The following is a 20,641-nucleotide window of genomic DNA, read 5'->3' as shown; positions in this document are numbered from 1 at the left end:
ATGCGCGGGCCGCGCGCGCCGCGCAACGCCCACATCAAGCGTAGTGCACGCGCACCGTCTCGATGATCGTCTTGAGCGCGCTCTTCACGGTGTCGGTGTCTCGGGCGCGCACGATCGCGTAGCCGTCGCCCTCGTACGAGTCGCTCTTCGGCGCGCCGATCGTCGGCAGCTTCGCCTCCTCGACGTACTGGCGCACCTTCGCGTTCGCCTCGTCGACGCCCTCGAGCCGCGCGACGCGGCCGCGGCCCATGCCGCGCAAGAACGCGCAGCCGACCGACCAGCGTCGCTCGTACGGCCCGTCGAACCCGCCGTCGACCACCGCGCGCGCCCACGCGAGGTAGGGATCGAAGTCGTGCGCGAGGCCGGTCATGCGCGTGATGTTCGCGCCCGGCGGGCGCTGCGCGATCTCGCCGATCGCGATCGATCCGTCGGCGCGGCGGAACCACTCCATGTGGGTGAAGCCGTCGTCGAGACCGAGCGCGCGGATCGCGGCGACGCCGACCTCCCGCGCGTCGTCGTGCTCGCGCGTCAGCTCGCGCGGCAGGACGCAGCACCACTGCATCCACGGGTTCTCGAGCACCTCGAGCGGCGTCGGGAAGTACTCGGAGACCGAGTGGAAGCGCACCTGTCCGCCGGTCGTGATCGTCTCGAAGCTGTGCTCGCGGCCGCGCAGGAACTCCTCGGCGAGCATCGGCTTCTGCGCGCTGACGCGCATGCCGTCGATCGCGCCGCGCAGCTGGTCGATCGCGCTCACGCGGAACGTCGCCTTGGCGCCCATGCCGGCGGGCGGCTTGAGCACCATCGGGAAGCCGACCTCGCGCGCGAAGTCCTCCGCGTCACGCATGCTCGCGAGCAGCCGATGGCGCGCGCACGGCAGGCCCGCGGCGCGCAGCGCGTCCTTCATGCGCGCCTTGTCGCGGAAGAGATCGGCGGTGCGCACGTCGGTGCCCGGCACGCCGAAGTGCGCGCGCACCGCGGCGAGCTGCACCTGCACGGCCTCGAGGATGCCGAGCACGCGATGAGGCGGGCCGTGCCGCGACGCGAGCAGCTGCGTCGCCTCGATCAGGTCGCGCGCGGAGAGCGCGTCGCTCACTCGCACCACGTCGTCGAAGACGCGCGCGTCGTCGCCCTTGGGCGGCTCCTGCATGATCGCGAGGACGCGCACGTCGCCGGCCCCGACAGAGCGGAGCCGAGGCAGCGCGCGCGCGAAGCGCATCGTGGTCTCGAGCGGGAACGGCGCGACGAAGATCAGGTTGCGCGGCATCTGCGTGCAGCATCGACGGTCGGCGCGGAGGACGTCAATCGCGCGTGGCGTCGTGTTAACGTCGGACCGCGATGCGCGTCGTCTTCCTCTCGCCGTCCTATCCCCCCGAGATGCAGCAGTACACGCGAGGCCTCGCCGAGGTCGGCGCGCAGGTCTTCGGGGTCGGCGACACACCGCGCGAGGCGCTGCCCCGCGACGTGCGACCGCACCTGCACGACTACCTGCAGGTGCCGCGCATCATGGACGAGGACGACGTGATCGAGCGCGTCTCGGCGTGGCTGCGCGGGCGCGAGATCGATCGGGTGCTGGCGAACTGGGAGCCGCTCGTCGTGCTCGCCGCGCGGATGCGCGAGCGCTGGGGCGTGCCCGGGATGAGCGTGGACACGGTGCGCGCGTTCCGCGACAAGCAGCTGATGAAGGAGCGCGTCGCGGCCGCGGGGCTGCGGGTGCCGCGTGCGTTCCGCATCCGCACGGCCTCCGAGGCGCGCGAGGCCGCCGAGCGCATCGGGTTCCCCGTCGTGATCAAGCCGATCTCGGGCGCGGGGAGCGCGGACACCTATCGCGTCGCGTCGAGCGCGGAGCTCGAGAGCGCGCTCGCGAAGATGGACCACGTCGTCGAGGCGAGCGTCGAGGAGTACGTCGAGGGCGAGGAGCACACGTACGACACGGTCTGCATCGGCGGCGCGCCGGTCTACGAGAACGTCGCGCGCTACCTGCCGAAGCCGCTCGAGGCGCGCACCCACGAGTGGATCAGCCCGGTGATCGTCACGGTGCGCGACCTCGGCCAGCGCAAGCTGCAGCCCGGCGTCGCGCTCGGTCGCGACGTGCTGCGCGCGCTCGGGATGGGCGACGGGTTCACGCACATGGAGTGGTTCCTCACGCCGAAGGGCGAGGCGGTGTTCGGCGAGATCGGGTGTCGTCCGGGCGGCGCGCACCTCGTCGATCAGATGAACTACACGTCCGACGTCGACCTCTTCCGCGAGTGGGCGCGCGCGGTGTGCTGGCACGCGTTCGAGGGGCGCACGGAGCGCAAGTTCAACGTCGCGATCGTGTTCAAGCGCGCGAAGGGGCAGGGACGCATCACGCGCATCGAGGGGCTCGAGGCGTGGAAGCGCGCGTGCGCGCCCTACGTCGTCGAGGACGCGCTGCTCCGCCCGGGCACGCCGCGCCGCAACTGGAAGCAGACGCTGCTCTCCGACGGGCACGTGGTCGTGCGCCATCCCGACTGGGACGAGACGGTGCGCATGGCGACGCTCGCCGCGACCGACATCACGATGTACGCGGAGTAGATGCAGCGCGACGGAGCGTCGATCGCCCACGTCCTCCGCTCGGTCACGGGCGCGGACGGACGCTTCGAGATCGAGCAGAAGCTCGGCGCGGGCGCGTACGCCTCGGTGTTCCGCGCGTTCGATCGCGCGCAGCGCACGCGCGTCGCGCTGAAGGTTCCGCACGAGCTCGACGCGCACGCGCTGCTCGCGCTGAAGGACGAGTTCCGCACGCTCGCGTCGGTGAGCCATCCGAACGTCGTCGCGTTCCACGAGCTCTTCGTGCGCGACGGAGCCTGCTTCTTCACGATGCAGCTGGTGCGCGGCGTGGACGTGCTCACGCACGTGGAGCGCCACGGCAGAGAGAGCGCGCGAGAGGTGCTCGCCGGGCTCACCGCGGGGCTCGCCGCGCTCCACGAGAGCGGGATCGTGCATCGCGACCTGAAGCCGTCGAACGCGTGGGTGGACGCGCGCGGCACGCCGGTGCTGCTCGACTTCGGGCTCGCGCTGGCGGACGCGTCGCTCGCGGCCCGCGCGGCGCCGGCGGGCACACCCGCGTACGTCGCGCCCGAGCTGATGCGCGGGCGCGCGCCGAGCCCGAAGAGCGATCTCTACGCGCTCGGCGTGCTCGGCTTCGAGATGCTCACCGGGCGCCGTCCGTTCGAGGGCCACGCGACGGCGATCCTCGCGAGCAAGCTGATGCAGCGCGCGCCGGGGGTGCGCGAGGTGGCGCCGCACGTGGACGCGGAGCTCGCGAGCGCGATCGACGCGCTGCTCGATCCCGATCCCGAGACACGGCCCGACGCGCGCGAGCTGACCGCACGGCTCGCGCAGCGCGTGGCGCAACCCTCGCTCGCGGTCGCGCGCACCTTCGTCGGGCGCGCCGGGCTCGCGAGCGAGCTCGCCGCGGCGCTCGCGCGGGCCGATCGTGGCACGCCCGTCGTGCGCTTCCTCCGAGGCCCCGCGGGGATCGGCAAGAGCACGCTGCTCGATCGCGTGCTCGCGCGCGTCGACGCCGCGACCACGCTGGTGCTTCGCGGGCGCTGCTCGGAGCACGAGACGGTGCCGTACGCGACGCTCGACGCGGTGCTCGACGCGCTGGCGCGGCGCCTCGCGAGCGACGATGCGCTGCGCGACGAGCTGCACGATCTCGGGGACGTGATCGCGCTCGTCGAGGCGTTCCCGGTGTTCCGCTCGGTGCTCGACGCGGCCGACGCGCCCGCGTCGCGGCAGGCGCCGCTCGATCCCAGCGAGCGCCGTCGTCGCATCGGCGCGGCGCTCGCGTCGCTGCTGCGGCAGATCGCGGCGCGGCGCACCGTCGTGATCGCGATCGACGACCTGCAGTGGGCCGACGAGGACGGTGCGCGTCTCCTCCACGACGCGCTCACCGCGCTCGGGGCGGCGCGCGTGTGCGTGATCGCGGCGCACCGCGACGAAGCGCGCGGTCCCGCGCTGGCGCACCTCGCGTCGCTCGACGTCGCGACGATCGACGTGCCTCCGCTCGACGCGATCGAGGCCGCGGCGCTCGCGGACGCGCTCGGGATCGATCCGTCGCGTCACGCGCGCGAGGTCGCGCGCAGCGGTGGATCGCCGTTCCTGCTCGAGGCGCTCGCGCTCGCCGGTGGCGACGACGACGCGACCGATCCCGATCAGCTCGCGCGGGCCGCGCTCCGCCGCCGCATCGCGACGCTCGATCCCGGCGCGCGCGCGATGGTCGAGACGCTGTGCATCGCGGGGCATCCGCTCTCGCCGGAGCTCGTCGCGGCCGCGGCGGGAACGCGCGCCGACGTCGGGGTGCTGCGCGCGCTCACGACGTCGCGCCTCGCGCGCTCGCGTCCCGGTGCCGACGGCGCGAGCGAGATCGAGCCGTACCACGATCGCGTGCGCGAGATCGTCGCGGACGAGCTCGAGGCGTCACGGCGACGCGAGGTGCACCGCGCGCTCGCGCGCGTCCTCGAGGCACGCCCCGGGATCGATCCGGTGTGGATCTGCCGGCACCTCGAGGGCGCCGGGGAGCTCGAGCGCGCCGCGTCGTTCGCCGAGTCGGGCGCGCATCGCGCCGCACAGGCGCTCGCGTTCGCGCGCGCGGCGGAGCTCTATCGGTTCGCGATCGCGCACCGCGCCGAGGACGACGATCACACGCGCACGCTGCGGGTCGCGCTCGGGGACGCGCTCGCGCACGCGGGGCGAGGGCGCGACGCCGCGAGCGCGTACCTCGACGCGGAGCGGGGCGAGCGCGATCCCGATCGCCGCCTCGATCTTCGCCGGCGCGCGGCCGAGCAGCTGCTGCGCTCGGGGTTCTTCGCCGAGGGCACGGCGCTGCTCGACGAGGTGCTCGCGCTGTCGGGCGTCGTCGTCCGCCGCTCTCCGATGCACGCGATCGCGACGCTGATCGCGAACCGCGTGCGCATCCTCCGCCACGGGCTCGCGCCGAGCGCCGAGCGCACGCCCGATCCCGCCGAGCTGCGACGCATCGATGCGTGCATGTCGGGCGCCGTCGGGCTCTCGGTCGTCGACTCGATCCGCTCCGCGGACCTGATGAGCGAGGCGCTGCACCGCACGCTCGCGATCGGCGATCGGAGGAGGCTCGCCGCGACGCTCTCGTGGCACGTCGCGTTCCTCGCGAACGAAGCAGGGCCTGCCGAGGCGCACACGCGCGCGGTGCTCGCGCACGCGCGCGCCCTCACCGAGGCACACGGCGACGCGTACGCGCGCGGATGCTTCGAGGCGGCCTCGGCGCTCACCGAGTTCCACCTCGGCCACAACGCGCGCGCCCGCGCGCACTGCGAGCGCGCCGAGGCGATCTTCGCGCGCGAGACGATCGGCACGGCGAAGGAGATCGCCACCGCGCAGACGTTCGCGAACGCGACGCTCGCGATCGAAGGACGGCTCGACGCGCTGGCGCACCGGCTCGCCGAGCACGAGCGCGTCGCCGAGCAGCGCGGAGAGCGCTACGCGCTGACGAACCACCGCCAGGGCTTGATGATCCTGCGCTGGCTCGCGGCCGACGATCCGCGGCGCGCGCACGCCGATCTCGACGCGGCGATGGACGGCTTCGGAGCGCGCGGGTTCGTGGTGCAGAGCTGGTTCGATCTGTGGGGACGCGTCGCGGTCGCGCTCTACGAAGGACGCGCGCGCGATGCGCGGGCGCTCTACGCGCGCACCCGCGGCCGGCTCGTGCGCTCGCTCCTCGCGCGCACGCAGTGGACGCGTGCGCACATGCTGGTGATGGACGCGACGACCTCGATCGCGATCGGCTCGCCCCCGCGCCTCGCGTGGGCGCGCCTCGTCATCGCACAGCTGGCGCGCGAGTCGCGGCCCTGGACCGGTGCGCTCGCGTCGATGCTCTCGGCGTGCGTGGCGGCGAAGCAGGATCACGAGCGCGCGCTCGCGCGGCTGGGCGACACGATCGACGCGCTCGATCGCGCCGAGCTCGGCCTGTGGTCCGCGGCCGCGCGGATCGCGCTCGCGCCGCACGACGCGCGACATCGCGCGGCGGCACGCGAGTGGGCCGAGCGGGAGCGCGTCCGCGCGCCCGCGCGCCTCGCGTCGATGTTGCTCCCCGGCGTTCGGATCTCCTGAACGACCCGGCGCGGATCGTTCGAGAACTCCGACTACTCCTGGATCCAGGTGATCTGCGCCCCGGGCACGATGCGATAGCCGTCGTCGTGCCGCTCGATCACGCCGCGCAGCCCCATGTTGCGCAGCCTGCGGATCGTCGCGTACACGCGGTTCGCGCCGGCGTCGGGCTGGATCGACTCGCCCGGCCAGCCGATCTCGAGGAGCTCCCACGTCGACGTGGTGCGCCCGGGGTCCTCCGCGTGACGCTGCAGCAGGAGCGCGAGCACGTTGCGCAGCGCGGGGCCGAGCTTCACGCGCTCGCCGCGCGCGGTGTCGATCCACGCGCCGGCGGGGCCGAGCGCGACGCTCTCCTCCGTGGCCTCGCCCCACTCGTCGAGCCGGAGCGCGGGATCGAGACCGAGCGCGACGTCGCCGAGCACGCGCGACAGGCCCTCGGGGTCGGGCTCGACGCCGATCGCGGCGCGCAGCGCGGCCCAGCGACGCTGGCCCTCGTCGTAGCCGGCGCGCCGATCCGCGCTCTCGCTCGCCCAGCGCTCCATCTCGCGCAGCGCCGCGGCGATCGGCGCGTCCTCGTCGCGCGGCTCACCGCGCAGCGCACGAGCGAGCGGGTCGGGGAGCTCGGCGAGCGCGAGCAACGCCTTCCACAGCTGCCAGCAGGCGATCAGATCGCCCGATGCGCTCGCCGCGCCGCCGGCGCCGACCTCGGGCGCCTGGAACACCGCGTGCGCCACCGCGATCGCGCCGCGCTCGTCGTCGACCGCGACGCGATGCCCGAGCCCGATCAGCGCGAGCTCCCCGCGCGCCGACACCAAGAGGCTCGCGAGCGAGAGCCGTCCCGCGAAGCGACCGCACGACGCGGCCGCGCGCAGCGCGTCGACGGTCGCGATCACCAGCGCGTCGAGCTGCGCGTGCTCGAGCGTCCGCCGCTGCGCGATGCAGCGCGCGACGAGCTCGATCCCGTCGATGCGCGCATCGCTCGCGAGCTCCACGAAGAGATCGCCCTGGTGCGTGACGGGTGGGATCGACGGGTGCAGCACCTCGCGATGAGCGCGCGCGAGCTCGGCGAGCGCGCCGCCGGCGCCGGTGATCACGACGCACGCCGCGCCGTCCTCGAGCCTGCGCGTGGCGAAGCGCGCGAACGCGCCGTCGCTGCGGATCGTGTCGGGCTCGAGGTAGCGCCCGAGCCACGCCCCCGTGGTCCCCTCCACGCGATCGACGATACCTGCACGCGCGGGCGCGCGGAACCCTCAGCGACGCGCGTGCTCGCGCTGGGGCGGGCGTTCCCGACCGCCGACGCGACGCACCTGGAACCCGCGCGCCTCGAGCATCGAGAGCACGCTCTGCTCGCCGAGCAGATGCGCGAGCCCGACCGCGACGAACGCGCGACCTTCCTCGATCTGCGGGATCAGGTTTTCCATCCACGCGCGATTCCGCGCGAGGAGCAGGATCTCGCGCGTCTCGGCGTCCATCTCCTCGTCGAGCAGCGCGCGCGTGCGCGCGTCGTCGAGCGAGAGGTACGCCTCGCGGAGCCGCGCCTGCTCGGCGCGCGCGTCGTCCGCTCGCTCGAGCACTTCGCGCAAGCCGTCGAGCGCGCTGCCGTGGCTGACGCGCTCGAGCGCGTCGAGCGCCTGCTCCGGCGTCTCGAGCGGGATCACCGGGCGACCCATCGCGACGGCCCACTCGAAGATCGACTGATCGAGCCGCGCCGTCGATGCCGCGCCGCGCACCGGCGTGCGTCCTTCTTCGAGCGCCTCGACCTCGGCCATGCGCACCTGCGAGAGGTAGAGCGAGAGCAGCCCCGGCGGCATGCGGCGCAGCACGTCGGGCGCGACACGCGCGCCGAGCTCGTCGACGAGGAGCTGCCACGTCGCGGGAGGGAGCGCGCGATCGAGCCACTCGCGGCGCGACACCCGGCGCGGCGCCGCGCTCGACGTCGGGGCGGCCGCGCCTTCTCCGGCGAACATGCGATCGAGCTCGCGGGGATCGATCTCCATCACGACGACGCGTGACTGCTGGAGGAACTCGTCGAGCGGCGGCGGCAGCGCGCGGCGGCGTGTGACCCCGAGGTGCATCGTGCCGAGCACGTACGAGGGAGCGAGCGAGCCTCCACCGCTGATCTCCCAGAGCCACGCACGCGGCGTCGCATCGGCGACGGGATCGGGATCGGGCGCGCGGTGCTGACGCGTGACGTCGCCGCCGACGCCAACGCGCAGCGGCGCGCCACCTCCGCCGCCGCAGGCGACGAGGAAGAGCGAGCACGAGAGCACGAGCAGCAGGCGCATCGTGATCGACATGCGCTCAGTCCTCGCGGGGTGGCTCGACCGGCGGGCGCGCGCCGCCCCGCTGCTGCGAGTCGAGCACGAACGGATAGTTGATGCCGACCACGCCGCCGCCATCGGGCGCGGGGAACACCCACGTACGCACCGCGCCCGTGATGCACTCGCCGAGCTCGGCATCACCGATGTCATCTTCCCCGACCGCCGCGCTCTGGACCGCTCCGTCGGGGGCGATGATGAACGACACCACCACGCGCCCTCGCGCGTCCGGCCGACGCGCGAGCGTACGCTCGTAGCAGGCGCGCACCTCACCGATGTGCGCGCGGATGACGCGACGGATCGTCTCGCGGGGCAGCGATCCGAGCGGCTCGGTGGGAGGCCCGTTCTCGCGGGAAACGCGCGCTCCGAGGCCGCTCGAGCGCGCGGGCTCGGCGGCGTCCGAGCCCGTCACCGCGCCGAGCGGTGGCTCGCGCGGCGGTGTGATCCAACCGACGCGCACCTCGATGGTGCGCGCGGCGCCGGGCGTGAACCGGACGCGCGAGAGCGCACGCGACACGCAGGCGCGCCACCGTGTGATCGGCTCGCTCGCCGCGGCGTCGAGCACCTGCGCGGCGGTGCGACCGCGCGCGTCGATCGCGAGCCCGACGCGCGCCTCGGTCGACGCGCCGATCGCCTGCGCCGATCGTGTGCACGCGTCGAGGCCGTCCTGCTGCACCTCGAGCACGCGGGCCGCATCCGCCGCGCTCGGCGCGCTCGACGTCACGACCTGCACGCGATGTCCTTCGAGCTGCGCGCGGGCGACGAGCGGCGACGCGAGCACCGTGACCGACCCGACGACGAGAGAGAAGAGCGACGCACGCATGCGCGGCGATCCTACACGCGATGCGCGCCCTTGTTTCGAGTGTGTTGCGCGCGATCTCGAAGCTTCCACGTCGTGCGCTCGTCCTCTACGCTCGTGTCGTGAGCCTGTCGCCGTCCGAGCCTCCCCTGCTGTCGCGCGTCGCCGACGCGGTCCACTGGATGAATCGCTACGTCGAGCGCGCCGAGAACGTCGCGCGCTTCGTCGACGTGAACCTCCACCTGACGCTCGACGCGCCGACCGATCACGGCGCGAGCCCGTGGGCCTCGCTCGTCGCGACGACCGGCGATCACGCGCTCTTCAAGGAGAAGTACGGCGCACCGACGCGCGAGAACGTGATGGAGTTCCTCACGTTCGACCGCAGCTATCCGAACTCGATCGCGTCGTGTCTGCGCGCCGCGCGCGAGAACGCGCGGTCGGTGCGCGAGGTGATCTCGAGCGAGATGTGGAAGCAGCTCAACGAGATGTACCTCTCGGTGAAAGAGGCCTCGCGCGATCCGGTCGCCGCGTTCGCGTCGCCCGGCGAGCTCTACGACCGCATCAAGCACGATTGCCACGCGTTCGTCGGCGTCACGTACCTCACGATGACGCACAACGAGGCGTGGCACTTCGGGCGCCTCGGCCGCCTGCTCGAGCGCGCCGACAAGACCTCGCGCATCGTCGACGTGAAGGCGTTCCTGCTGCTCTCGCAGCGGAGCGCGCTCGCGGGCGCGATCGACGAGATCCAGTGGGCCGCGCTGCTGAAGAGCGCGAGCGCGCTCGAGATGTACCGCAAGCGCCACGGGCGCATCGTCCCCGAGCGCGTCGTCGAGTTCCTGCTCTTCGAGAACAAGTTCCCGCGCTCGGTGCGCTACTGCGTGACGAAGGCCGAGCGCTCGCTCCACGCGATCACCGGCAACTCGCTCGAGGGTCGCACGCTGCCTCCGGAAGCGCTCGTCGCGACGTTGCGCACCGAGCTCGAGCAGGGCGACGCGAGCAAGGTGCTCGGTGACGGCGGCGCGGAGCTGCACGCGTGGATCGACGCGCTGCAGACGAAGCTGAACGGTGTGGGCCAGGCGATCTACGAGGAGTTCCTCGCGCCGCGGCCGGTGAGCACGCGCGCGGAGTCGCAGCTGCCGCCGGCGCGTGTCCAGACGCAGACGCAGTCGGTGGCGATGCCGATGGCGCAGTCGCAGTCGCAGCGACAGTCGCAGGGTTGATCGCGATGCAGCACGCGTTCGTCGGGCGCACCGGCATCAAGGTCTCGCGCCTCGCGCTCGGGACGATGACGTTCGGCGGCGAGGCCGATCGCGAGACGTCGGCCGCGATCTATCGGCGCGCGCGCGACGCGGGGATCGACCTCTTCGACACGGCGGACATCTACCAGAAGGGCGTCAGCGAGGAGATCCTCGGCGCGCTGATCCGCGGCGAGCGCGATCGCATCGTGCTCGCGAGCAAGGCGTACTTCCCGAGCGGTGCGCGTGGGCCGAACGATCGCGGCAGCTCGCGGCTGCACCTCGTGCGCAGCGTCGAGGGATCGCTGCGGCGGCTCGGCACCGATCGCATCGAGCTCTACTACCTGCATCGCTTCGACGAGCGCACCGACCTCGAGGAGTCGCTGCGCGGGCTCGAGCAGCTCGTGCAGAGCGGGAAGATCCTCTACCCCGCGGTGAGCAACTTCGCGGCGTGGCAGGTGAGCAAGGCGCTCGGCATCCAGCGGATGCGCGGATGGGCGCCGCTCGCGGCGATCCAGCCGATGTACAGCCTCGTGAAGCGCCAGGCCGAGGTCGAGCTGCTGCCGATGGCACAGGACGAAGGGCTCGCCGTGTTCCCGTACTCGCCGCTCGGAGGCGGGCTGCTCTCGGGGAAGTACGGCGTGCACGATCGACCGTCGGCGGGGCGCCTCGTCGACTGGGAGGTCTACCGCGTGCGTTACGGCGATCCGAGCGTGTACGAGACGGCGGATCGCTTCGTCGCGCTCGCGCGTGATCACGGCTGGCATCCGGCGGCGCTCGCGGTGGCGTGGGTCGCGTCGCACCCCGCGGTCACGGCGCCGCTGCTCGGCGCGCGCAGCGTCGCGCAGCTCGACGCGGTGCTCGGCGCGGTGGACATCGGGATGACGTGCGAGCTGCGCGAGTCGATCTCGCTGCTCTCGACGGCGCCGCCGCCCGCGACCGATCGCACCGAGGAAGGGCTCGTCGCGATCGGCGGTGATCGCTGAGCTTTTCGCGAGGAATCGTTGCTGTAGCAACCGTCTCACGATCTTGTGTTACGGTCGCGCGCATGCGTATCCGCGCCCTGATCGCTCTTCTCCTCGCCTTCGCGTTCGTGTTGCTGCCCCACGCGCCCTCGGGCGCGCAGGACACGCAGACACGCACGATCACCTTCGCGACGCTCGCGCCGCCCGGCTCGCTCATCATGCGCGGGCTCGACGCGTGGAACCGCGAGATCCGGCGACGCACCGAAGGATCGCTGCAGCTGCGCTTCTACTCGGGCGGCGTGCAGGGCGACGAGCCGGAGGTGATCCGCAAGATTCGATCGGGGCGCCTCGACGCGGGTGGTGTGACGTCGACCGGCCTCGCGCAGATCCATCGGCCCGCGCTGGTTTTCCAGCTGCCGGGCACGTTCCTTCGCTACGAGCAGGTCGAGGCCGCGCGCGCGGCGCTCGCGCCGGAGATCGAGCAGGGGATGATCGGCCAGGGCTTCCGCATGCTCGGCTGGGCGGACGTGGGCTCGGCGCACCTCTTCTCGAACCGCGAGATCCACACGCCGACCGATCTGTCGGCGAGCCGGTTCTGGGTGCGCTCGGACGACGTGATCCTGCCGGTGCTCTTCGACTTCGTGCGGAGCAACCCGGTGTCGCTCTCGGTGCCCGAGGTGCTCGGTGGGCTGCAGACGGGACGCATCGACACGTTCCTCGCGCCGCCGGCGGTGGCGGTCGCGCTGCAGTGGAGCGCGCACGCGACGCACATGGGCGACACGGCGGTCGCGATCCTCGTGGGCGGCAGCGTGATCTCGGAGCGCACGTTCCAGTCGCTCACGCCCGCGCAGCAGCAGGTGCTCACGGAGACGGGCGCGCAGTTCCACGGGCTCGCGCGGCGGAACGCGTCGCGCGCGGAGCAGGAGTCGATCGACGCGATGGTGCGGCGCGGGATGCAGATCACGCGCGCGACGCCGGCGGACGTGACGGCGTGGCGCGCGGTCGGTCGTCAGGTGCGCGATCGCGTCGCGTCGCGCATCGCGGACCCCGCGCTGGTCGCGCGGGCGGCGGCGTTCGGCGAGCAGTGATCGCGGGGTGGTGGCCACGTCTGCGATTGAGGGGGTGGCGGGCGTGGTCTGAGCTCGGTCTGAGCTCAACCACGGTCGGTTTTGCAGCCGGGTGGGCGCTGCGGAATCATTGAGGAAAACCTCAACCACGGTCGGTTTCTGTCCGCGATCGAGGGGCCGCGATTGCAGGCGGCCCACCCGCTCGCTGCTGGCCAGACGAGCCGCGCCCGCGGTCGATCTCGAGCCGCACTGGGCGCGGAGATTTCGCTCGCCGTCGCATGCGATGACGCCCGCCAGGCGGCCGCCTGGCGGCCGCCATCCGACGCTCGTCGGCCTCGCGAACCTCAACCACGGTCGGTTTCGCGGCTCCCGGATGCCGCGAAACCATTGCGAAAAACCTCAACCACGGTCGGCCAGCGCATGCCCCACGCCAGGCGCCCGGCGACCCCTCACCGCGCGCGCTGCCCGCACACCGCCGGGACCACCACGAAGCTCGCCCCCTGATGCGCGAGCACCGACGCCCGCGCCCCCGAGCCCACGAACGCCCGCGGCTGCGCGCTCTCGGTCGCCACCACGATCGCCCCCGGCGCGACCGCGCTCCCATCGAGGTCCGCGATGCGCACCGCCCGCGTGTCACCCTCACCGCTCGCGCCCGAGCGCCACGTCGCCACGAACCCGCCGAGCGACGACGCGTCGACTTCCTCGCCCTCGATCTCCGCGTTCTCGCGCACCAGCCCCGCGCTCACGTGCGTGATCGCGATCTGATCCGGCGCCGCCGACGCGAACCGCTGCACCCCGCCCTCGGTGATCGCGCCGCTCGCCGGATCCAGCGTCGCGAGCGCGACCGCGACCCCGTTCGTCTCCTCCCACGCGAGCGCGAGCTCCACGGTCCCGTCCTCGCGCGTCCGCCCGATCGCGACCGCGACGTCCCCTGCGACCGTCGCGCCCGCGAACCCCGTGATCGCCTCCGGCACGACCAGCTCCGGCGTCACGCGCGCGCGATCGTCGAGCTGCGTCGCCCGCGGATCGAACTCCGACACGCACGGCCGCAGCTGACAGCGCCCCATCGGATCGTCGGCGCGCATCCGCCTGCAACGGGCGCCGCCCGAGCAATCGCCGTCGTCGGTGCACGTCTGATCTTCCGGCGACGGACACACCGGCGCGGGATCGCTCATCGCGGGCACGACGTGCAGCGCGACTCCGCCGCTCGCGAGCGGATACGTCATCACGTACCCCGCGCGCGCGCCGCTCGTCCACGCGCTCACCGACGCGCGCGTCGCGCCGGCGCCGCTCGACACGCCGAGCCTCACCGGCTCGCCCGACCCCGACGCGTTCACCCACCCGACCTGCGCGCCGCCCGCGCTGCCCTCCTCGAGCCACACCCCGACGAGCTCCACGTCGAGCGATCCATCGGCGCCCGCCGGACGTCGCGACGGATCGCTGCTGCACGTGCCCAGCCCGCGACACAGCGGCCCCGCGAGGTACACGACGAGGCCCTGCGCGCGCAGCCGTCCCGCGTCGCGATCCGCAGGAAGCGCCGCGATCGACGGTCCGCTCGCGCCGAGCGGCGCGCCCTCCGCGCGACCGGTCGCAGGCCCCGGGCAGCGCTCCGCCGCGCTCACGTCGATGCCGAGCCAGCTCGTCGATCGCGTCGCCGCTGCATCTCCGCGCTGCACCACGCGACGCACCGGATACCGCGACTCCGGCGCGCGCCCCGGCGACTCGACGAAGTACCCGAGGCGCAGCGCGCCCGTCGCGCACCCGCTGTCGGTGATCGCCGCGGCGATCCACTCGCCGTCGCCGGTGCTCGCGATCGCCGCGTCCGCGATCCCACACGCGCTGGCCGCGGGCGACACGCGCGTGCAGAGGCGCCCGCTCTCGATGCAGGTCTCGCCGGTCGTGCACGGCGTGTCCCGCTCGGGCGCGCGACACCCGAACGAGTCGGACGCCGGGCTCATCGGCTCACAGCTCTCGTGCCCGTTGCAGAACACGCCGTCGTCGCACTCGGCGTCGTGCGTGCACTCGCCCGGCTCGGTCCCGCCCGTGAGCGGCTCGTCGCAGAGTCGATCTCCCGCCCGCGACGTCACGCACTCCTGTCCCGTGGGACACGCATCGCCCTCACCGCACCGCTGCAGCGGCTGCGCGCTCTGCACGTCGTTCGCGCACCCGTCGACCACGTCCGCGTTCGACGTCTCGTACGGCGGCGCGGTCGTCGCGAGCACGAGCGGCTCGCCCGCGGTGATCGGCGACGCATCGTCGATCACCTCGACGCCCGCGCCCCCCGACGTCTGGTACGCCGCGATCAGACCGCCCTCGACGCTCGCGCTCGAGACCCAACGCGGCGCCGACGGCGCATCGAGCACCGCGACCGGCGCTGCCGCGTCGATGCTCGCGTCGTCGATCCATCCGTTGCAGTCGTCGTCGATGCCGTTGCAGATCTCGCTCGCGCCCGCGTACGCGCTCGCGGCGGTGTCGTCGCAGTCGTCGCCCCCACAGCGCAGCGGCCCGTGCTGATCGCCGTCCTGATCGAGCGGTCCGAAGCGGCACTCGTCGGTCTGCAGATCGCACTGCCAGCGCTCGCAGTCGTCGTCGCCGATGCGATCACGCTCGTTCAGCACCTCGCACTCGTCGCAGTCCGGCCAGTCGAAGCGATCGAGCCCGGTGAGCGAGCAGCCTGGAACGACGACGCAGAGCGCGAGGACGAGCGGGACGGTTCGGCGCATCTCGACGCGACGGTACACCAAGCGCGACGCGCGTGCGCGCTCGCGGCCTGGCTGTTGACGCGACGACGCGCACGCGAGAGAACCACGTCGTGCGACTCCTGCCCCGGCTCGCTCTCGCGCTCGTCCTCGTCCCGATGCTCGCGCTTCCATCGCGAGGCCGCGCCCAGGACGCAGCCGCTCCGAGCGACGCCGCGCCCGAGGAGCCGCCGCCCTCGCCCGAGCTCGCCGAAGCGATGGAGCGGTACGAAGGCGCGGAGCGCCTCTTCGAGCAGGGCGACTACCGCGGCGCGCTCGCCGAGTTCCAGCGCATCTACGAGCTGCTCGAAGGACATCCGAACCAGTTCTTCGTCCTCTACAACCTCGGTCGCGCGTACGAAGAGCTGCACCGCTACGATCTCGCGATCGACATGTACCGCCGCTACCTCGACGAGGGCGGCGACGGCGCCGAGGATCGCGCCGAGGTCGAAGCGAGCCTGCGCGCGCTCGAGCGCTTGCTCGGCACCGTCGCGATCACGATCGCGGAGGGCGGCCCCGATACCGCCGAGGTGTGGCTCGGCGAGTGGCAGGTCGGCGTCGCGCCCGGCGAGGTCCACATCCCCGGCGGCCAGCACACGATCGAGGTGCGCGCGCAGGGCTACGAAGTGCTGCGCCGCGAGATCCAGGTCGCGTCGCGACAGCGCATCGAGCTCGAGCTGGAGCTCGCGCGCCTCTCCGACTTCCGCGGCGTCACGCCCGCGCTCTTCGTCACGAGCACCGCGCTCGCGGTCGCGTCGCTGGGCATCGCGATCGGGCTCGGCGTGAACGCGATGACGCTCAGCCAGGACGCCGAAGCGTGCCGCGACACCGCGGGATGCGGCCTCGATCCCAGCGCGCGCCGCGCCGAGATCCGCGACTTCGCGCTCGCCGCCGACGTGATGTACGGCGTCGCGGGCCTCTTCGCGGTCACCTCGATCGTGCTGATCTTCGTGACCGACTGGGGCGCGATGCCCGAGCCCGAGCTGATGGAGGCGCAGCCCACCGCGCTCCGCGTGCTGCCCGCGATCGGTCCGCAGCACGCGGGCCTCGTGCTCGACGGGCGCTTCTGATCCGATGGCGTTCCGCGACGACACCGACGCGCTCCGCGCGCGCATCGAGATCCTCGAGCGCGAGCTCGACGCGCAGCGCGACGTCGCGGAGGAGCGCGATCGCCTGAAGGCGCGCGTGAGCGAGCTCGAGGAGCAGCTCGGCATCGCGGAGGAGCGCAAGCGCAAGGAGCTCGAGGTCAAGGCCGCCGAGGCGCGCGAGTCGCAGCGGCGTCGCGTCGAGATGCTGCGCCACGACCGGAAGGCGCCCTCGCAGATCCCGAAGTACCTCGTGATCGCGCTCGGCGTCGGCGGCGCGATCTTCGCGTTCGTGCGCCTGACCGGGATCGGATGCGGCCCTTCGCACGACGCGGCGCCTTCGCTCGGCCTCGTCGACCTCGACGCGACGCCCGAGCCCGCGCTCCCGCCGCTCACCACGCGCGGCACGACGAGCACGCCCGACCAGTGCCGCGGCTACGTGCCCGACGCGCCGCAGCTCGTGCTGCGCTCCACGCGCCCGACGTCGCTGCGCATCGCGCCGCGCGCGGTCTCGGGCGACATGGTGATGCTCGTGGTCACCCCGGATGGTCGCGTGCTGTGCGACGACGACGGCGGAGGCTCGCTGAACCCGCTGATCTCCGCGACGGTGCCGCCCGGCGACACGCGGGTGTGGGTCGGCACGTACTCCCACGGCGAGTCGATCGACTTCACGCTCGCGATCACCGCGCGCATGACGCCCGAGGAGGCGGCCGCGTCGGCGGGCACCCCGATCGTCGAGGGTCCCGACGTGACCCGCGCGATCAGCGGCACCGTGCAGCCCGTCACCGCGGCGAGCGAGCAGAACGCGAGCTGCCGCGGCTACCTCCCGATCGCGCCGCAGCTCACGTTGCGCCTCGCGCGGGATGCCGCGGTGCGCCTCCACGCGAGCAGCCAGAGCGATCTCGTGATGCTCGTCCGCGAGCCCGACGGCACCGTGAAGTGCGACGACGACTCGGGCCACGGCAACGAGCCGCAGATCGCGACGCTCCTGCGCGCCGGCGATCACCCGGTGTGGATCGGCACGTACGCCGAGAGCGCGACGCCGGTGCCCTACTCGCTCGACGTGAGCGCCCACGTGATCGATCGCGACGCCGCACCCGAGCACGGCACGCGCGAGCTCGGCGCGGGCGAGATCACGATCGAGGGCAGCGCGCACGAAGAGGTCTCGCCGAGCGCGATCGGCGCGGACTGCCCGGGCGGACTGATCGGCATGCGCCCGCACGTCGCGCTCCAGCTCGCGGAGGCGCGCGACGTGGTCTTCGCGCTCGCCGGCGAGAGCGCACCGTTCGCGGTCGTCGAGCATCCCGATCGCACGTTCGAGTGCGTGCGCGCGGCCCGCGCGAGGCACCTCTGGAGCGCGGGCACGCACCGCGTGTGGATCGGCGTGCCCGACGAGGCGACCGCAGGCCCGTTCACGCTCACGCTGCGCGGCGAAGCATCGAGCGTCCTGCCGTGGGCCCCGCGCTGATCCGACCTCGCTCGCGGTCTTGATCCGCTCGCGCCGCGCCGGTACCCATCGCGCACCGACGTGCTCGACCCCGGCCACGTGCTCCGCGAGATCGCGCGCGACCGCATCCGTCGCAACGCGTTCCTGCGCCTCCGCCAGCACCACCGCGCGATGCCGCGCGCCGCGTTCCTCGCGGTGCTCGCGATCCTCCTCGCGCTGCGCGTGCACAGCATCGTCTGCATGCTCCTCGCGTGGCAGGGCGGGCTCGCGTATCCCACCACCTGGGCCACGGGCGCGCAGGTCGTCACCGAGCACGTCACGCCGTTCCACCACCACCCGAACCCGTTCGGATGGCGCTGGGGATTCCAGCTCTTCGTCGGCCTGCACGACGTCACCGGCATCCTGCTCTTCGCGACGTGCCTCGTGCCGCTCCTCGCGACCCCGGGCAGCGCGCTGCACGTGCGCGCGGGCCGCGTCTTCGTCGTCGTGTGGCTGCTCCACCTGATCGACGGCCTGATCAACAGCGGGCACATCCTCATCGCGCGCGGCTTCGAGCCGACTCGCTACTACGACGTCACGAACCAGGGCTTCTCGCTCTATCTCTATCTGCAGTTCGCGTTCATCTCGTCGCTCGTCATCGACTTCCTCGCGCACGGGCTCGCGGCGCTCCGCTACAAGAACCGCCCGCCGCCACGCTCGATGCGCGCGGTGATGCTCTTCCTCCCGCTCTCGAGCGTCGTGCTCGGCATCGGGCTCACGATCTGGGCGGTGATGCGCCTCGCGCGCGGCGGCCCCGCGGAGACGCCGAACACGTACCCGTTCGCGATCGTCTACCTCGTCCAGATCCCCGCGTACGTCTATCTCGTCGCGCGCAACGTCTCGTACTGGCTGCGCGCGACGCCGCGCGCGTGGCTGCAGGGATGGGTCACCGAGCACCAGCGCAACATGATGTTCTGCGTGCAGGTGACGCTCTACACCGGGCTCGCGAACGTGTGCTCGCGGTTCGCGCCCGCGCTCGCGCCCTTCGTGTTCGCCGCGATCGACGTCGGCTTCCTGCTCTGGCTCGTCACCAAGGAGCGCTCGCTGCGCGCGCAGATCGTGCGCTCGAGGCTCGGGCTCGCGGTCGTCGCGTCGCTGCGCACGCTGCGCCTCTCGCGCCCGCCGCAGCCGCGTCGCGCCGACGTGAGCGCGCCCGACGCGCGCTGGATCGCGAGCCTCTTCGCGCTCGATCGTGCGGGCGCGCTCGGCCGCGACGAGCTGCGCGCGCTGCTCGCGCGCCAAGGGATCGAGCTGCGCGATCACGAGCTCGATCGCCTGATGAGCGCGCTCGATCGCGACGGCAACGGCCGCATCGAGCCGCGCGAGCTCGCCGCGTTCCTCACGACGTGGTTCGCGCCCGAGCCCGACGACGAGCACGCGCTCGCGCTCGCGTTCCGCGCGCTCGACGACGACGGCGACGGTCACGTCACGCGCGCCGAGCTCCAGCGCGCGCTGCAGGACGGCGCGGACGCGCTGCGCAAGGTCGAGCTCGACGCGCTGATGGACGCCGCCGATCTCGACGGCAGCGGCGCGATCGACTGGGACGAGTTCTGCGCGTCGATGCGACCCACGAAGCACTGAAGGGCCGTCGCAACATCTCTCGTCGCCGCTGCCCATCGCCGACGACGAACGAGCGCGAGGCGCTCCAGCGGCTGCGACCCCAGAACGAGCCGCCGAGGCCGCTCGCGAGCTCGCGCTCGACCGGGACGACGCGCGTCGCTACCGTCGGCCCCCATGTGTTCCCGAGCCGTGGTCGCGATTGCTGCGGGTGCCCTCTGGGCGTGCACGCCTGCGGTCGATGCGGTCGATGGTGGGGCCGACGCCGGAGCCAGCGAGGACGCCAGTGCGGATGCTCCTGCCGATGCACGGCCGACGCCCGGACAGGCGTTCGTCGGGCCGTCGGTGCTCTCCGAGACGGGCCTCTACGACGACGTGGCTGCCGCGACGCTTGCACCGGGCGTGATGCCTTTCCGCGTGCGCTTCGAGCTGTGGGCCGATGGCGCCGAGAAGCAGCGGTGGATCTACTTGCCTCCCGGCACGCGCATCGACACGCGTGATCCCGACGTCTGGGTGTTCCCGATCGGCACCCGCGTGTGGAAGGAGTTCCGTGTCGATGGCGTCCGCGTCGAGACGCGGTTCCTCCACAAGGTCGAGGCCGATCGCTGGGAGAACGTCGCCTACGTCTGGCGCGCCGACGGATCGGACGCGGACGCTCGCCCCGAAGGCGCCACCGACGTGCTGGGCACACCGCACGACGTGCCCGCGATCGACGACTGCTTCACCTGCCACCGGGGCGCGATCGATGGTCTGAACGGCGTCGGCGCGATTCAGCTCGCCACGGGAGCGCCGGACGACTTCCTCGTGCAGCTCGAGGCAGCGGCGCTCGTCACCGACCCGATCGCCCCGAGGCCAGCGATCCCCGGCACCGAGCTCGAGCAGTCGGCGCTCGGCTACCTGCACGCCAACTGCGGCCACTGCCACGATTCGGCTCACCCGCTCTCGCGCTTCCGCGCGCTCCGGTTGCGCATCCCGGTGGGCCTCGTCGATCCGCTCGATGCGCCCGCGGTGCGGACGACCGTCGGGGCCGAGATGCACCACGACGCCGACGGCACGACGATCGCCGTCGTTCCCGGCGATCCGCTGTCGAGTCAGCTCTACGTCCGCATGCTGCATCGGGGCGATGAGTGGGACATGCCGCCGGGCCCGACGGACGCCAGCGACTTCGTCGACGAAGCAGGCGCCGAGCTCGTGCGCGCGTGGATCGAAGGACTCCCGGCGACGCGGCCCTGATCGGAGCGCGCGCAATGCGCAATTAAACGGTTGCCCATCAGCGCGACGTC

14 protein-coding genes are annotated in these 20,641 nt (G+C 73.0%); 9 read left to right on the top strand and 5 right to left on the bottom strand.

The features are described 5' to 3' along the window. Nucleotides 1–34: 34 nt before the first annotated feature. Nucleotides 35–1,264: an ATP-grasp domain-containing protein gene (locus tag DB32_RS03405; RefSeq protein WP_053230978.1), complete on the bottom strand. Its 1,230-nt coding sequence runs from the start codon at nucleotides 1,262–1,264 to the stop codon at nucleotides 35–37. A 71-nt stretch (nucleotides 1,265–1,335) separates the two neighbouring features. On the opposite strand from DB32_RS03405, the gene DB32_RS03400 reads away from it, so the two are divergent. Together DB32_RS03400 and DB32_RS03395 are read left to right on the top strand one after the other, a co-directional pair. After that, nucleotides 1,336–2,553 (top strand): ATP-grasp domain-containing protein, encoded by a 1,218-nt coding sequence (locus tag DB32_RS03400; RefSeq protein WP_053230977.1) that lies wholly within the window; start codon nucleotides 1,336–1,338, stop codon nucleotides 2,551–2,553. After that, the gene (locus DB32_RS03395; RefSeq protein WP_053230976.1) at nucleotides 2,554–6,111 is read left to right on the top strand and encodes a serine/threonine-protein kinase; all 3,558 of its coding nucleotides are present in this window, start codon (nucleotides 2,554–2,556) and stop codon (nucleotides 6,109–6,111) included. It begins immediately after the preceding gene. A gap of 32 nt (nucleotides 6,112–6,143) precedes the next feature. Here the strand turns inward: DB32_RS03395 and DB32_RS03390 are convergent, their stop codons facing one another. The 3 genes from DB32_RS03390 to DB32_RS46345 are packed head-to-tail and all read right to left on the bottom strand — an operon-like array spanning nucleotide 6,144 to nucleotide 9,249. Further along, a complete protein-coding gene (locus DB32_RS03390) occupies nucleotides 6,144–7,319 on the bottom strand; it encodes a helix-turn-helix domain-containing protein (protein WP_053230975.1) in 1,176 nt (391 codons plus the stop codon). Nucleotides 7,320–7,358: 39 nt separating this feature from the next. Then, nucleotides 7,359–8,405, bottom strand: coding sequence for a TraB/GumN family protein (locus DB32_RS03385; RefSeq protein WP_053230974.1), 1,047 nt, complete (start codon nucleotides 8,403–8,405; stop codon nucleotides 7,359–7,361). A gap of 4 nt (nucleotides 8,406–8,409) precedes the next feature. Continuing rightward, entirely contained in the window at nucleotides 8,410–9,249 is an 840-nt protein-coding gene (locus DB32_RS46345; protein WP_053230973.1) for an AgmX/PglI C-terminal domain-containing protein, read from the bottom strand. 98 nt (nucleotides 9,250–9,347) lie between these two features. Between DB32_RS46345 and DB32_RS03375 the strand changes: the two genes are divergently transcribed. The 3 genes from DB32_RS03375 (at nucleotide 9,348) to dctP (ending at nucleotide 12,513) form a co-directional block, all read left to right on the top strand. Further along, nucleotides 9,348–10,445: an alpha-E domain-containing protein gene (locus DB32_RS03375; protein ID WP_205627018.1), complete on the top strand. Its 1,098-nt coding sequence runs from the start codon at nucleotides 9,348–9,350 to the stop codon at nucleotides 10,443–10,445. 5 nt (nucleotides 10,446–10,450) lie between these two features. Further along, the gene (locus tag DB32_RS03370; protein WP_053238666.1) at nucleotides 10,451–11,446 is read left to right on the top strand and encodes an aldo/keto reductase; all 996 of its coding nucleotides are present in this window, start codon (nucleotides 10,451–10,453) and stop codon (nucleotides 11,444–11,446) included. Between the two features lie 62 nt (nucleotides 11,447–11,508). Beyond that, entirely contained in the window at nucleotides 11,509–12,513 is a 1,005-nt protein-coding gene (gene dctP, locus DB32_RS03365; protein WP_053230972.1) for a TRAP transporter substrate-binding protein DctP, read from the top strand. 428 nt (nucleotides 12,514–12,941) lie between these two features. On the opposite strand, the gene DB32_RS03360 is transcribed toward dctP, so the two are convergent. After that, on the bottom strand, nucleotides 12,942–15,215 hold the full coding sequence (locus DB32_RS03360) for a putative metal-binding motif-containing protein (RefSeq protein ID WP_169791322.1): 2,274 nt from the start codon (nucleotides 15,213–15,215) through the stop codon (nucleotides 12,942–12,944). 89 nt (nucleotides 15,216–15,304) lie between these two features. On the opposite strand from DB32_RS03360, the gene DB32_RS03355 reads away from it, so the two are divergent. From DB32_RS03355 to DB32_RS03340, 4 genes are all read left to right on the top strand, one after another. Further along, a complete protein-coding gene (locus DB32_RS03355; RefSeq protein ID WP_169791321.1) occupies nucleotides 15,305–16,300 on the top strand; it encodes a tetratricopeptide repeat protein in 996 nt (331 codons plus the stop codon). 4 nt (nucleotides 16,301–16,304) lie between these two features. Continuing rightward, nucleotides 16,305–17,783: a hypothetical protein gene (locus tag DB32_RS03350; RefSeq protein WP_053230969.1), complete on the top strand. Its 1,479-nt coding sequence runs from the start codon at nucleotides 16,305–16,307 to the stop codon at nucleotides 17,781–17,783. A gap of 60 nt (nucleotides 17,784–17,843) precedes the next feature. Further along, a complete protein-coding gene (locus tag DB32_RS03345; protein ID WP_053230968.1) occupies nucleotides 17,844–19,382 on the top strand; it encodes an EF-hand domain-containing protein in 1,539 nt (512 codons plus the stop codon). A gap of 153 nt (nucleotides 19,383–19,535) precedes the next feature. Next, the gene (locus DB32_RS03340) at nucleotides 19,536–20,591 is read left to right on the top strand and encodes an SRPBCC family protein (protein ID WP_169791320.1); all 1,056 of its coding nucleotides are present in this window, start codon (nucleotides 19,536–19,538) and stop codon (nucleotides 20,589–20,591) included. Nucleotides 20,592–20,641 lie beyond the last annotated feature (50 nt).

Source organism: Sandaracinus amylolyticus, assembly GCF_000737325.1.
Classification (GTDB): Bacteria; Myxococcota_A; Polyangia; order Polyangiales; family Sandaracinaceae; genus Sandaracinus; species Sandaracinus amylolyticus.
The sequence above is the reverse complement of the archived record's forward strand: the minus strand, read 5'-3'. Positions and strand labels throughout refer to the sequence as shown.